This is a genomic window from Streptomyces sp. NBC_00080 (assembly GCF_045041255.1).
GTDB lineage: Bacteria > Actinomycetota > Actinomycetes > Streptomycetales > Streptomycetaceae > Streptomyces > Streptomyces coriariae.
The window spans coordinates 5,293,828-5,308,202 of record NZ_CP108235.1 but is presented as its reverse complement, the minus strand read 5'-3'; the positions used below and the strand labels follow the sequence as shown (position 1 = coordinate 5,308,202).

12 protein-coding genes are annotated in these 14,375 nt (G+C 73.0%); 8 read left to right on the top strand and 4 right to left on the bottom strand.

The annotated features are described in order from the left end of the window. Positions 1-46: 46 nt before the first annotated feature. Positions 47-520, bottom strand: coding sequence for a nitroreductase/quinone reductase family protein (locus OHU34_RS23835; protein WP_142264842.1), 474 nt, complete (start codon positions 518-520; stop codon positions 47-49). Further along, positions 517-1,737, bottom strand: a complete 1,221-nt coding sequence (locus tag OHU34_RS23830; RefSeq protein WP_142264843.1) for an acyl-CoA dehydrogenase family protein — start codon at positions 1,735-1,737, stop codon at positions 517-519. The genes OHU34_RS23835 and OHU34_RS23830 overlap by 4 nt, the downstream gene beginning before the upstream one ends. A gap of 113 nt (positions 1,738-1,850) precedes the next feature. Between OHU34_RS23830 and OHU34_RS23825 the strand changes: the two genes are divergently transcribed. From OHU34_RS23825 to OHU34_RS23815, 3 genes are all read left to right on the top strand, one after another. Further along, positions 1,851-3,026 (top strand): thiolase C-terminal domain-containing protein, encoded by a 1,176-nt coding sequence (locus OHU34_RS23825; RefSeq protein WP_142264844.1) that lies wholly within the window; start codon positions 1,851-1,853, stop codon positions 3,024-3,026. Positions 3,027-3,134: 108 nt separating this feature from the next. Further along, a complete protein-coding gene (locus OHU34_RS23820) occupies positions 3,135-4,130 on the top strand; it encodes an expansin EXLX1 family cellulose-binding protein (protein ID WP_142264845.1) in 996 nt (331 codons plus the stop codon). 17 nt (positions 4,131-4,147) lie between these two features. Beyond that, a complete protein-coding gene (locus OHU34_RS23815; protein WP_142264846.1) occupies positions 4,148-4,813 on the top strand; it encodes a pyridoxal 5'-phosphate synthase in 666 nt (221 codons plus the stop codon). Positions 4,814-4,897: 84 nt separating this feature from the next. Here OHU34_RS23815 and OHU34_RS23810 read toward each other — a convergent pair whose 3' ends face one another. Together OHU34_RS23810 and OHU34_RS23805 are read right to left on the bottom strand one after the other, a co-directional pair. Beyond that, positions 4,898-5,500: a GNAT family N-acetyltransferase gene (locus OHU34_RS23810; protein WP_142264847.1), complete on the bottom strand. Its 603-nt coding sequence runs from the start codon at positions 5,498-5,500 to the stop codon at positions 4,898-4,900. A gap of 25 nt (positions 5,501-5,525) precedes the next feature. Then, on the bottom strand, positions 5,526-5,936 hold the full coding sequence (locus tag OHU34_RS23805) for a Zn-ribbon domain-containing OB-fold protein (RefSeq protein ID WP_142264848.1): 411 nt from the start codon (positions 5,934-5,936) through the stop codon (positions 5,526-5,528). A gap of 201 nt (positions 5,937-6,137) precedes the next feature. Between OHU34_RS23805 and OHU34_RS23800 the strand changes: the two genes are divergently transcribed. From OHU34_RS23800 to OHU34_RS23780, 5 genes are all read left to right on the top strand, one after another. Further along, a complete protein-coding gene (locus OHU34_RS23800; RefSeq protein ID WP_405768207.1) occupies positions 6,138-7,790 on the top strand; it encodes a subtype B tannase in 1,653 nt (550 codons plus the stop codon). 297 nt (positions 7,791-8,087) lie between these two features. Next, entirely contained in the window at positions 8,088-9,278 is a 1,191-nt protein-coding gene (locus tag OHU34_RS23795) for an NAD(P)/FAD-dependent oxidoreductase (RefSeq protein ID WP_142264849.1), read from the top strand. A 307-nt stretch (positions 9,279-9,585) separates the two neighbouring features. Then, positions 9,586-11,061, top strand: coding sequence for an FAD-dependent oxidoreductase (locus OHU34_RS23790; RefSeq protein WP_230195418.1), 1,476 nt, complete (start codon positions 9,586-9,588; stop codon positions 11,059-11,061). A gap of 137 nt (positions 11,062-11,198) precedes the next feature. Beyond that, positions 11,199-13,424, top strand: a complete 2,226-nt coding sequence (locus tag OHU34_RS23785) for an acetate--CoA ligase family protein (protein ID WP_230195417.1) — start codon at positions 11,199-11,201, stop codon at positions 13,422-13,424. Positions 13,425-13,546: 122 nt separating this feature from the next. After that, on the top strand, positions 13,547-14,344 hold the full coding sequence (locus tag OHU34_RS23780) for an enoyl-CoA hydratase/isomerase family protein (protein ID WP_235034517.1): 798 nt from the start codon (positions 13,547-13,549) through the stop codon (positions 14,342-14,344). Positions 14,345-14,375: the final 31 nt, after the last annotated feature.

Sequence of the window (14,375 nt, the reverse complement as noted above, 5' to 3'; positions counted from 1 at the left end):
GCCCCCGACCCCCGGCCCTTCGGGCCACCCAGGCCCTCGAGTCCCTCTAGGCCCTCGGGGTGAGCCGGAACAGGCGGATCTCGCGCTCCACCCGGGCCTGATACGTCGCGTACGGCGGCCAGAAGGCCAGCAGGGTCGTCCAGACCGCCGCCCGCTCCTCTCCCGTCAGCGGCACGGCCGTCACCGGGATGTCCCTGCCCTTCCAGCTGATCTCGGCGTCGGGGTGGGCCAGGAGGTTGCCGGTCCAGGCGGGGTGGCCGGTGCGGCCGAAGTTGGAGCCGACCAGGATCCAGCTCCCGCCGCCCTCCTCGGGCATGCAGGCCAGCGGCGCACGACGCGGCAGCCCGCTCCTCGCCCCGGTGGACGTCAGGATCACCCCGGGCAGCATCTGGGCGCTGAGCAGCACCTTTCCCCTGGTGAGGCGGTGGACGGCCCGGTCGAGGGCGGGGATGACATGGGGCGCCACCTTGGCGAAGGCCCTCGTCGAGGAGACCTTCTGCACCACCCGGACGCCGATCACACCGACACCTCCGTCCGCTCGAAGAGCCGGGCCCCCTCGGCCGCGTGCGCCCGCAGCCGGTGCACGGGCCCGAACAGCAGCTCGTCGCCGGCGGCCCGCTTGAAGAACAGGTGCGCCTCGTGCTCCCAGGTGAAGCCGATGCCGCCGTGCAGCTGAATGCCCTCGGCGGCGGCCCGGCGCAACGCCTCCAGCGCCTGGGCAAGTGCCAGCCCGCCGACCCGGCCGTCCGGGCCGGCGAGACCGTCCGGGCCAACGGCACCGCCCGCCGCCCAGGCGGCGTAGTACGCGGCGGACCGGGCCGCCTGGATCTGCACATACACGTCGGCCAGCCGGTGCTGGACCGCCTGGAAGGAGCCGATCACCCGCCCGAACTGCTCCCGTCGGCCGAGGTACTCGACGGTCCGCTCCAGCGCGCGGTCGGCGGCACCGACCGCCTCGCAGGCCAGGAAGGCGGCCGCGAAGTCACCGACGCGGGAGAGGGCCTCCGGTACGCCCGACGCCTCCTCCTCGCTCCCGAGCAACTCGGCTCGCACATCGCGAAGTTGGACGCGGGCCTGCGGGCGGGTGGCGTCCAGGGCCGTCTGCCGGGTGCGGACGAGCCCGACGGCGTCCCCCGGCACGACGAACAGCAGGGTCCGCGACCGTACGAACCCCCCGGTGTGCGCGGCGACCACCAGCGCCCCCGCGCCGTGCCCGTCGAGCACCTGCACGGCCTCCCCGTACAGCCGCCAGACGCCCTGGGCCCGCCGGGCCTGGATCCCGCCCGCGCGCCCGCCGCCGGCCCAGTCGCCGTCCTGGGGACCGGTCAGGGCCAGGGCGGTGGCCAGGGCGGGCGCGGGCACGGCGAGGGCGGCGGTCAGGGTGCCGTCGGAGATCCGGGGCAGCAGGTCGGCGCGCTGGGCGTCGGTGCCGAGGCCGAGGATCAGCGGCGCGGCGAGGACGGAGGTCGCGAGGAGCGGGGAGGGTGCGAGCACCCGGCCGGTCTCCTCGGCGGCGAGGGCGAGGTCGGTGACCGGACAGCCGACACCGCCGTACGCCTCGGGCAGCGCGAGGCCGGGCAGCCCGAGCTGCTCGGCGAGGGCGGCCCAGAGGGCGGGATCGTGACCGAGGGGTGCGTCCAGGGCGGCGCGCAGTTCTTCGGGGCCGCAGCGTTTGTGCAGCAGTTCGCGCAACGTGCGGCGGATCCCGTCCTGTTCGGCGGTGAAGCCGGGGTCCATGGCCACCCCTCTCATCCGGATCTGACGGTGCGTCATATTAGGGCGGGGGGACGGGAATGCCCAGAGAGGCGGCACCTGTCGGGGCAGCCGATATCTGATGTACCGTCAGATTCATGGCATCCGCATCCGGTACCCGGAAAGTGGCCGTGGTCGGCGTCGCCCTCTCCGACTGCGGCCGAGTGGACGACGCCACCCCCTACGCCCTGCACGCCCAGGCGGCCCGGCGGGCACTGGCCGACGCGGGGCTCGACCGGTCACGGGTGGACGGCTTCGCGTCCGCCGGGCTCGGCACGCTGGCCCCCGTCGAGGTGGCGGACTACCTGGGCCTGCGGCCCAGCTGGGTCGACTCCACCTCCGTCGGCGGCTCGACCTGGGAGGTCATGGCGGCGCACGCGGCCGACGCGATCGCCGCCGGTCACGCGAACGCGGTCCTGCTGGCGTACGGCTCGACGGCGCGCGCGGACGTGAAGGCCGGCCGCCGCACCGGCACCTTCGCCTTCGGCGGCCGCGGCCCGCTCCAGTTCGAGGTCCCCTACGGCCACACCCTGATCGCCAAGTACGCGATGGCCGCCCGCCGCCACATGCTCCGGTACGGCACGACGATCGAGCAGCTGGCGGAGGTGGCGGTCCAGGCACGGGCGAACGCGGCGTTGAACCCCGACGCGATGTTCCGCGACCCGGTGACGGTGGACGACGTCCTGTCCGGCCCGATGATCGCCGACCCCTTCACGAAACTGCACTGCTGTCTGCGCTCCGACGGCGGCGCGGCGGTCCTCCTCGCGGCCGAGGAGTACGTACGCGACTGCCGCACGGCCCCGGTGTGGATCCTGGGTACGGGGGAGCACGTCTCGCACGCCTCGATGTCCGAGTGGGAAGACTTCACGGTCTCCCCGGCGGCGGTGAGCGGCCGACTGGCCTTCGAGCGGGCGGGGCTGGGTCCGCAGGAGATGGACTTCGCCGAGATCTACGACGCGTTCACCTACATGACGCTGGTGACCCTCGAGGACCTGGGCTTCTGCGCGAAGGGCGAGGGCGGCGCGTTCGTGGAGAAGGGGCGGCTGACCCTGTCCGGCGCCCTGCCGGTGAACACGGACGGGGGCGGGCTCTCGGCTCAGCATCCGGGCATGCGGGGCCTGTTCCTGCTGGTGGAGGCGGTACGACAGCTGCGGGGCGAGGGCGGGGACCGCCAGGTGAGGGCGACGGACGGGGGCTTGCCCCGGCTGGGCGTCGCCTCCGGGACCGGCGGGTGGTTCTGCTCGTCGGGGACGGTGATCCTGGGACGGGACTGAGGCCGCCGGACTTTTCCCGGGCACGGCAACCTTTTCCGGGTCCGGCGGCGACTGACGGGGCGAAAGCTTTCCAGGACTTGCTTCGCCGAACCGCGTAAGGATTCATCCGTGGCATCCTCCTCACACCGCCGAGCCCGCCCCGAGAGGCGCACGCGCCGCGTTCCCGTCGTCACGGTGGTGGCCGTGGCGGCCGTCGCGCTCCTCGTGTCCCTGGTCGTGGCCTTCCGTCCCGACGGCGGGTCCGAGACCGGGGCCGGCGGCGGGGCCCGCGCGGTCGAGCCCGCCGCCGGGTCCGGGGTGAGCGGTTCGCCGACGGCGACCGGGACCACCGGGTCGCCGTCGCCGAAGCCGAAGCCGTCCACCGCGTCCCCGAGCGCGACGGCCGGCCGGGCGTCCACACCCGCCGCCACCCCGGCCCGCAGGTCCGGCTCGTCGAGCGGGCGCTCGGCCGCGCCCGCCGCGCGGACCGCGTCCGGCGCGGCACCGTCGGCGGGGCGGATCGCGCCCGGGACCGCCTACCGGGGCGTCGCCACCTCCTACGACGTCGGGAACGGCGACGGCGCCTGCTCCTACGGCCCGACCTCCGACGTCATGACCGCGGCGATGAACACCGCCGACTACGAGACGTCCAAGGCGTGCGGCGCGTACGTCCTCGTCCGGGCCGGGAGCGGAGCGTCGATCACGGTCCGCATCACCAACGAGTGCCCGGCGCCCTGCGCGCCCGGCCAACTCGACCTCAGCCAACAGGCCTTCGCCAAGCTGGCCCCGCTCTCGACGGGCCGGATCCCGGTCACCTGGAGCCTGCTGAGCCCCGCCACGTCCGACACCGTCTCGATCCGCTACAAGACCGGTTCCACCCAGTACTGGTGCGGCATCCAGGCGATCGGCCACCGCAATCCGCTGGCCCGGCTGGAGGTCCGCACGAGCGCCGGCTGGACCCGTCTGGCGCGCACCGACTACAACTACTTCCTCTCCGAGCAGGGCACCGGCTGCGGCGGCGCGCTCCGGCTCACCGACATCTACGGGGAGCAGCTGACGGTCGAGGGGATCGCCGTCCGGGCGAACGTGGTGCAGTCGACGGGGGTCCAGTTCGCCCGGCACTGACCGCTTACCCTCGCGGTATGGCCAAGGATCTTCATGAGCTGCTGAGGTCGCTGCGGGTGTGGGACCCGGAGGTGACCGCGCTGCCGCCGTTCGCCCCGGAGGAGGCCCCCGCCGAGCCGCTGCCCCTCTTCACGGACTGGTTCGCCGAGGCGGTGGCGGCGGGCGAACGGGAGCCGCACACGACGACCCTCGCCACCGTCGGCGAGGACGGCCTTCCGGACGCCCGCATCGTGATGCTGCACGGCGCCGACGCGGACGGCTGGGCCTTCGCGACCCACGCCACCAGCCGGAAGGGCCGTCAGCTCGCCGCGCGCCCGTACGCGGCCCTCACCTTCTACTGGCCGGTGCTGGGCCGCCAGATCCGGGTGCGCGGCCCGGTCACCTCCGCCCCCTCCGAGGAGGCCCAGGCCGACCTGCACGCCCGCTCGACAGGCGCCCTGGCCGCCGCCCTGACCGGACGCCAGAGCGAGGTCCTGGCCTCGACGGAGGAACTGACAAGCGCGTCGGAGGCGGCCTGGGAACACGCCCGCGCGAACCCGACGGCCAAGTCCCCGACCTGGACCCTGTACCGACTGCGCCCGGACGAGGTCGAGTTCTTCCAGGGGGACAGCACCCGCCGTCACGCCCGGCTGCGCTACCGCCGGGCGGGAGAGTCCTGGTCCAGGGAGCGGTTGTGGCCCTGAGGGCACCCCTCAGGGGCGGTCCGTGGCACGAGGGTGCCCTGAGGGGGCGACACGCCCCGCCCACGGCCCGTCAGTGGTCCTGCCTCACGGCCGAAGAGGCTCCGGGTCCGTCGCCAGGCGGCCGTGCAGGTGGACGTCCCGGAAGGCGTCCCGGCGGCCCGACTCCCACATCGCGCCGCGCAGGGTCCCCTCGCAGCGGAAGCCGCAGCGTTCGGCGATCCGGCACGAGGCGTCGTGACCGAGCGCGTGGCCCAGCTCCAGCCGGTGCAGACCGATCTCGGTGAACGCCCACCGGGCCGCGAGCAGCAGGGAGCGGGTGGCGACGTGCCGGCCCCGCGCCTCCGGCAGGATCCAGTAGCCGACCCTGGCGAAGCTCAGCACGTGGTCGATCATGTTGACTCCGACCTGCCCGAGGACCGTGCCGTCGGCCGCGTCCGTGACACAGAACGCCATGGCACGTCCGGCGGCCGCGTCCGCGCTCCGGCCCTCCAGGGAAGCCCGGGCGCCGGCCGCGTCGGCGATCGTCCGCAGCGGGGTGTTCCAGCGCACGAACTCCGGGTCGACGTGCCCGCGCAGCCAGGCGTCCACGTCGGTGGCGGACTCCGGGTCCCAGGACCGCAGGGTCAGGCCGTGGCCGTGGAGACCGGAGGCGAGGGGGGCCGGGTACGGCTCGCGTAGGTCGGTCATCCGGCCATTGAACACCGCCGGTCTTTCACGGCGCGGGCCGGAACACCGGCACCCCGTCCCGGAACGCGACCGCCAGCTCCAGCCCCGCCCGCAGCCCCGCCGGCGACTCCCCGGCCGCCTGCCCCACGATCTCCGTGGACATCCGCGGCCCCTCCGCCAGGTCGACCACCGCCGCGACGTACGGCGTGCGCCCCCCGAAGGGCGGCAGGTCGTTGCGGTGGACGACGGACCAGGTGTAGAGGGTGGCCCGGCCGCTCGCGTCCTGCCAGCTCACGTCCTCGCTCCAGCAGTACGGGCAGAACTCCCGCGGGTAGTGGTGGGCCCGCGCGCAGGCCCCGCAGCGCCGGATCAGCAGCCGGCCCTCGGCGGCCGCGTCCCAGTACGCGCGGGTGAAGGCGTCGGCCTCGGGGACGTCGAAACGGTTGCCCAACTCCATGGATCTGACGGTACGTCAGACGACCGGATCCGGGAAGACCGCGCATTTTCCATGAGAGATCCCTGTGCGTTCACCATGAAACTGTGCGTCGCCCGTGAATGTCCCGCAGATTGTTGACGATTTTGTCGGCTCCGAATTACGTTCACCAACGCAAGCCCGGAGAGCACGCAGTCACCACCCGGTTCATCGAGAGGCAGCATCGTGAAGCACAGGGCAGTCAAGCGCAGGTCGGTCGTCTTGGGGCTCGGCGCCACCGCGGGTGTCGCGGCAGTGGGCGGCATCGCCCTGAGCGCGCAGGCGTCCGGCGGCACGTCGACGTCCTCGTCCTCGGACGCCGGCTCCCTCGCCTTCGACCCGGACGCCTACACCAAGCTCACGACGACCGTCACGGACACCGCGGGCGCCGAGCACGCCGTGACGTACCACTTCTGGAAGGCGATCACCTACGTCGCCAAGCCGGTGGACGCCACCTACCAGTCGCTGAACGTGAGCGTGCCGGTCGAGATCGACGGCACGGCGGTCGACGCGAGCAACGCGCCGATCCTGTTCGCGAACTCCGTCGGCGGCTACATGCCGTCCTCCGTGGCGGACGCCACCGGGATCGGCGCCGGCGGGATGGGCGCCGGCGGGATGGGCGGCGGCGCACCCAGCGGAGCGCCCTCCGCCTCCGCTTCGGCCTCCACTTCGGCCCCCGGTGCCAACGGCAATACCAACGCCACCGGTGGGGCCCTGTCCTCCAACCAACTGCTGGCCCTGGCCGCCGGCTACGTCGTCGTCGAACCCGGCGCCCGCGGCCGTACGCTCAAGAACTCCGCCGGCGAGTACTACGGCGTGGCTCCCGCCGCGATCGTCGACCTCAAGGCCGCCGTGCGGTACGTGCGGGCCAACAAGGGCGTCATCCCCGGCGACACCGACCGGATCGTGTCCGCCGGCACCAGCGCGGGCGGCGCGCTCTCCTCGCTGCTCGGCGCGTCCGGCGACAGCCCGCTCTACGCCAAGTACCTCGAGGAGCTCGGCGCGGCCGACGCCTCCGACGCGATCTTCGCGACCGGCGCCTGGTGCCCGATCACCGACCTGGAGCACGCCGACGGCTCCTACGAGTGGAACTGGGGCGGCAACGCCCTCAGCACCGGCAAGCAGGTCGACCAGACGGTGTCGAAGGCGCTCCGGTCCCAGTTCGCCGAGTACCAGGCCGGACTGAAGCTCAAGGGCCTGAACGGCTTCGGCACGCTGAACGCCCGCAACTACGACGAGTACCTGGTCAAGCAGTACCTGGAGCCGTCGGCCACCACCTACCTCGCGGCCCTGTCCGACACCGCCCGCGAGACGTATCTCGCCGCCAACACCTTCATCACCTGGAAGAACGGCAGGGCCGGCTTCTCCTGGGCGGACTTCCTCACCCATGTCGGCGCCCGCAAGAAGAACACCCCGGCCTTCGACGCCTTCGACCTGTCGGCGGGCGAGAACAACGAGTTCGGCAAGGGCACGGTCATCTCCCGTCACTTCACGGCCTACAGCCTGAAGAACGACACCACCGGGCTCACCGCCAAGCGCCTCGACAGCGACATCCCCGAGATGCTGCGGCTGATGAACCCGATGTACTTCCTGGCCGACAAGCCCAACGAGGGCCGCAGCAAGCACTGGTGGATCCGTCTGGGCACCAAGGACTCCGACACCTCGCTGACGGTCTCCGCCAACATCGCCGCCGCCGCGAACGGCCTCGGCGACGACGTCGACCACCTCTACTACTGGGACCAGGGCCACGGCGCCAACACCGACCCGGGCGACTTCATCGCGTGGATCGCCAAGGTGACGGGCCACAAGGCCAAGGCCAGCGGCAAGGTCAAGAAGTAGGAGTTCCGCATGCCTCCCGGTCCGACCGGGAGGCATCCTGGACGCGGCGGCGTCAGTTTCCCGTCATAGTCACCGACGCCGTCCGCACGCGACGCCTGGCCCGAGCGCACCTGGGCCAGGCGTCGCCCCTTTCCCCGCCGCCTTCCCACCGCTTCCCCACCGGTGCGCCCGGTCGCGCACAACCGAGTGGCCTACGTCACCGGTCCTACCCCCACTTCCCCCACACGTGATCGATCCGCAACCAATTCCGGTCTTGACCGAGACCCATCAATCTCCCGCGTGATTACGCTCGCGCTCATGGAAGACTCCGCACCGCCCCCGACCCCTCAGGCGATCACCACCGCGAACCCGGCCGACCGCCCCGTCTACGTCATCGGCGGCGGTCCCGGCGGGCTCGCCACCGCGTACGCGCTGCGTGCCCAGGGCATACGGGCCGTCGTCGTGGAGAAGGCCGACGGGGTCGGCGCGTCCTGGCGGCGCCATTACGACCGGCTGCATCTGCACACCACCCGGCGCCTGTCGGCCCTGCCCGGGCTCGCGATGCCGCGCCGGTTCGGGCGGTGGGTGGCGCGCGACGACATGGTGCGCTATCTGGAGAAGTACGCCGAGGTCCACGAGCTGGAGATCGTCACCGGCGTCGAGGTCTCCCGCGTCGAGCGGACTCCGGACGGCACCGGCTGGCTGCTGCACGCCACCGGCGGGCGCGAGCTCGTCGGCTCGGCGGTGGTCGTCGCCACCGGCTACAACCACACCCCGCACCTGCCGGACTGGCCCGGCCGCGAGGAGTTCACGGGCGAGCTGGCGCACGCCGCCGCCTACCGCAGCGGCAAGGAGTACGCCGACCGGGACGTCCTCGTCGTCGGCGTCGGCAACACCGGCGCCGAGATCGCCGTCGACCTGGTGGAGAGCGGTGCGGCCCGGGTGCGGCTGTCCGTGCGCACCGCCCCGCACATCGTGCGCCGCTCGACGGCCGGCTGGGCCGCGCAGTACACGGCCGTGCTCGTACGGCGGCTGCCGGTCCGCCTCGTCGACCGGCTCGCGCGGCCGATGGCGAGGCTCAGCGTGCCGGACCTGTCGGCGCACGGTCTGCCCCGCCCCGACAGCGGCCTGTACTCCCGCGTCAAGGAGGGCGCCATCCCGGTGCAGGACGTCGGCCTGATCGACGCCGTGCGCAAGGGCAGGGTGGAGATCGTGGCCGCCGTGGCCGGCTTCGAGGAGGGCGGCGAGATCGTCCTCGCCGACGGCACCCGGATCACCCCGGACGCCGTGGTCGCCGCCACCGGGTACGTCCGCGCCCTGGACGGCCTGGTCGGCCACCTCGGCGTGCTCGACGACCGCGGCAGACCCGTCGACCACGGCGCCCGCGCCCCCAAGGACACCCCCGGCCTGTACTTCACCGGCTTCACCACCCCCATCAGCGGCACGCTCCGCGAGCTGGCGATCGACGCGGAGAAAATCGCGAAGGCCGTGCGCCGCCACCTCCGGTAGCCCGCCCCACCACCTCCGGCGGGCAGCCCCGCCACCCCCGGTAGCTCGCCCCGCCACTTCCGGCAGGCCACCCCACCACTTCCGGCTGCCCGCCCCGGCAGGCACGGCTGCGGCCGCCCGCCTCCGGGGTCAACTCCCGGTATCTCGCTGCCCGTTACACCTGTGTCAGATGTGACGAGAGCGTTGTCCCGTGCCCTTCCACGGAGCCAGAATGTGAGCACTGTTCATCTTTCTGGTTCCACCCCCGCTCGCTCTCGAAGCTCGACGGAGGACGCACGTGGCAAGTGAAAGACAGCATTCCCCAGGCATGTCCCGCCGTTCCCTGCTCGGCCGCACCGCCGCCGTGGCCGCCGGCGCCACCGCCGTGACCACGGCCGCCACCGGTACGGCCACCGCGGCTACCACCCGGGACGTGGACGTCGCGATCGTCGGCGCCGGACTCGCCGGCCTCACCGCGGCCCGCGACCTCGTGGCCGCCGGCCGGACGGTCGCCGTCCTGGAGGCCCGCGACCGCGTGGGCGGCCGGGTCGTCAACCTGCCCCTGGCCAACGGGGGAGTCACCGAGGGCGGCGGCGAGTTCATCGGCCCCACCCAGGACCGCATCAAGGCGCTCGCCGACTCCCTGGGCGTGGCCACCTTCGCCACCTACAACACCGGCAAGAACCTCCTCTACAAGGACGGCAGGAAGACCCCGTACGCCACCGACGGCCTCCTCGGCTCGGTCCCGCCCGTCGATGTCGCCGGACTCGCCAACGCCGCGATCGTGCAGGCCTCGCTGGACGACATGGCCAAGCAGGTGCCGGTCGACGCGCCCTGGACCGCCGCCAAGGCCGCCGAGTGGGACAAGCAGACCTTCGAGAGCTGGCTGAACGCCAACGCGGTGGTCCCGTCGGCGAAGTTCCTCCTCGACGTGGCCTGCACCTCGATCTTCTCGGCCGAGCCGCGCGAACTCTCGCTCCTCTTCGTCCTCTTCTACATCGCGGCCGCCGGCAACGCCTCGACCCCCGGCACCCTGGAACGCCTCACCGAGACCGCGAACGGCGCCCAGGAACTGCGCTTCGTCGGCGGCTCCCAGCTGGTGCCGATCAAACTCGCCGCCACCCTCGGCGACCGGGTGGTGCCGAACGCACCGGTGCGCACGATCACCCGGTCCGGCGGCAAGTACGTCGTCACCGCCGACGGCATCACCGTCACCGCCCGGCGGGTCGTCGTCGCCGTGCCCCCGCCGCTCGCCGCCCGCATCCGGTACGACCCGCTGCTGCCCGCCGCCCGCGACCAGCTCACCCAACGCCTGCCGATGGCCTCGGTCGGCAAGGCGATCGCGATCTACGACACCCCCTTCTGGCGGGCCGACGGTCTCAACGGCCAGGTCGTCAGCGACACCGGAGTGATCAGCTCCACCTTCGACAACTCCCCGCCCGACGCCTCGTACGGCGCGCTGATGGGCTTCATCGAGGCAGACGAGGCCCGCAAGCTGGACGCGGCGAGCGAGGCGGAGGTCAGGGCGGCCGTACTGAAGGACTACGTGACGTACTTCGGCGAGAAAGCCGCCTCCCCTTCCTCCTTCGTCCTGCAACGCTGGAACAACGAGGCCTACACCCGCGGCGGCCCCGTCTCGATCGCCGCACCGGGTGTCCTGACGCAGTACGGCCCGGCCCTGCGCGAGCCGGTCGGCGGGATCCACTGGGCCGGAACGGAGACCTCCGTCCACTGGATGGGCTTCATGGACGGAGCCGTGCGGTCGGGCGAGCGGGTGGCGAAGGAGGTGCTGGCGGCGCTGTAGGCGCCGACCGCGTCCGCCGCCCGCCCGCTCCTTTCTGTGTGCACGACCATTCCTGACGCTCCGTCAGGTATGTAACCTGACAGAGCGTCAGTTACTTGACGGTCACTCATGGCAGTCACACAGGAGCGGGCGGACCGATGCTTGGATCAACCCACGGCACCCTCACCACCGACTCCCGCCGGGCCCGGGTCATCGCGTGCGGCGAGCATCCCGGGCCCGCCGTCCACGGTCGGCCCCCCGCGGCGGACGACCTGGACGTCAGCGGCCGTCCGCTGTACGCGGCCGTCCCCGACCTGGACCGGTTCTTCCGGCCGGAGTCGGTCGCGGTCATCGGCGCCTCGGACGCCGAAGGACGCCCGAACACCGGTGTCACCCGGCAACTGGTGGGCTGGGCCGAGCGGGTGGGGGCGCGGCTGCATCCCGTGCACCCCACCCGCGGGAGCGTCTTCGGCCTGCCCTGCTCGCCGTCCGTGGCCGACCTGCCCGAACAGGTCGACCTGGCCGTCCTGCTGGTCGCCGACCCGCTGCCGGTCATCGAGCAACTGGCCGAGACCAAAGTGAAGTTCGCCGTCGTCTTCGCCTCCGGGTTCGCGGAGACGGGCGAGGAGGGCGCGGCCGCGCAGGCCCGCCTCGCGGCGGCGGTGGCCCGCTCGGGCATCCGCCTGCTCGGCCCCAACACCAACCTCAACGCCTTCGAGCGGTTCCGCGACGATCTCGGCGGCCCGTCGATCGCGCTGATCACCCAGTCCGGCCACCAGGGCCGCCCGGTCTTCGCCCTCCAGGAACTCGGCATCCGCCTCTCCCACTGGGCGCCGACCGGCAACGAGGCCGATCTGGAGACCGCCGACTTCCTCTCCTACTTCGCCGAACGCCCCGAGGTCGGCGCGATCGCCTGTTACGTGGAGGGGCTGAAGGACGGCCGGTCCTTCCTCCTCGCCGCCGACCGGGCCGCCCGGCGCGGGGTACCGGTCGTCGCGGTCAAGGTCGGCCGCACCGAGACGGGCGCCCGCACCGCCGCCTCCCACACCGGCAAGCTGACCGGCGCGGACGAGGTGGTCGACGCGGCGATGCGCCAGTACGGCGTGATCCGGGTGGACGGTCTCGACGAACTCCAGGACACCGCGACCCTGTTGGCCCGCGCCCGGCCGCCCCAGGCCGACGGGGTCGTCGTCTACTCGATCTCGGGCGGCACCGGCGCCCACGCGGCCGACCTGGCGACGGCGGCGGGCCTCACCCTGCCGACCCTGTCGGCGGACCGGCAGGCCGAGCTGCACCAGTGGATACCCGCCTACCTGAACGTGGCCAACCCGGTCGACAACGGCGGCCACCCGGTGGGCGACGAGCGCGGCCGGAAGATCATCGACGCGATCCTCGACGACCCGGCCGTCGGCGTCCTGATCTGCCCGATCACGGGCCCGTTCCCGCCGTTGAGCGACCGCCTGGTCCAGGACCTGGTGGACGCGGCGGAACGTACGGACAAGCTGGTGTGCGTGGTCTGGGGCTCGCCGGTGGGCACCGAACCGGCCTACCGCGAAGTCCTGCTGGGTTCCTCCCGGGTGGCGACCTTCCGCACCCTCGCCAACTGCATCTCGGCCGTCCGCGCCCACCTCCGGCACCACCGCTTCGTGAGCGACTACCACTCCCCCTTCGACGAGGCCCCGCGCACCCAGTCCCCGTCCTTCCGCAAGGCGCAGCTGTTGATGCGGCCGGGACAGCAGCTGAGCGAGCACGCGGCGAAGCAGCTGCTGCGGGCGTACGGCATCCGGGTCCCGCGCGAGCAGTTGGTGACCAGCGCCGCGGCTTCGGTGCGGGCGGCCGGACTGGTCGGCTACCCGGTGGTGATGAAGGCGTCCGGCGCGCAGATCGCCCACAAGACCGAGCTGGGCCTGGTGAAGGTCGGCCTGACCTCGGCCAGCCAGGTCCGGGACGCCTACCGCGAGCTGACCGACATCGCGCGCTACGAGGGGGTCTCGCTGGACGGCGTCCTGGTGTGCCAGATGGTCGAGCGGGGTGTGGAGATGGTGGTCGGCGTGACCCACGACGACCTGTTCGGCCCGACGGTGACGGTGGGCCTCGGCGGGGTCCTGGTGGAGGTCCTGCACGACGCCGCCGTACGCGTGCCGCCGTTCGGCGAGGACCAGGCCCGCGACATGCTGGCCGAACTGCGCGGCAGAGCGCTGCTGGACGGCGTACGGGGCCGCCCGCCGGCCGATCTGGACGCGCTGGTCGAGGTGATCCTGCGCGTGCAGCGGATGGCCCTGGAGCTGGGCGACGATCTCTCCGAGCTCGACATCAACCCCCTGGTGGTCCTGCCCTGGGGGCAGGGCGCGGTGGCGCTGGACGCGCTGGCGGTCTGCCGGTGAGGACCATCTCACGGACGAGGACGAAGCCGAGAGACGAAGACGAGAGAAGAGCGAAGAGAGACGAGACCCGAGAGCCGAGCGCCGAGCGCCGAGCGCCGAGCGCCGAGAACGGAGAACGGAGCGTGACCGTGCCCGAGCCGTCGATACGCCACCGGACCGACCGCCAGGTCACCCACATCACCCTCGATCGCCCCGAGACCCTGAACGCCCTCACCCCCGGGATGCGGGACCACCTGATCGCCCTCCTCGCGCAGGCCTCGGCCGACCCGGACGTCCGGGCGGTGGTCCTCACCGGCACCGGCCGCGGCTTCTGCGCGGGAGCGGACCTGCGGGGTGGCTCCACGGGCGGTGAGCGGGTGGCCGGCGATGTGAGCCGGACCCTGCGACTCGGCGCCCAGCGCCTGGTCGGTGCCGTGCTCGACTGCGAGAAGCCGGTGATCGCCGCGGTGAACGGCACGGCGGCCGGCCTCGGCGCACACCTCGCGTTCGCCTGCGACCTGGTACTGGCCGCGGAGTCGGCGAGGTTCATCGAGGTGTTCGTCCGCCGGGGCCTGGTCCCGGACGGCGGCGGCGCCTATCTCCTCCCCCGCCTGATCGGGCCCCGACGGGCCAAGGAGCTGATGTTCTTCGGCGACGCGCTCACCGCGCCGGACGCCGAACGCCTCGGCCTGGTCAACCGGGTGGTCCCGGACGGCGAGCTGGACAAGACGGCCCGTGAGTGGGCGGCACGCCTGGCGGCCGGCCCCACCCGCGCCCTGTCGCTCACCAAGCAACTGGTCAACACCTCCCTGGACGGCGACCGGGCCACCGCCTTCGCCGCCGAGGCCGCCGCGCAGGAGATCAACATGACGACGGCGGACGCACAGGAGGGCGTGACGAGCTTCGTGGAGCGGCGGGAACCGAGGTTCCGGGGCCGGTGACGCGGTCCCGGCGGTCTCGCCCCTTCCTATC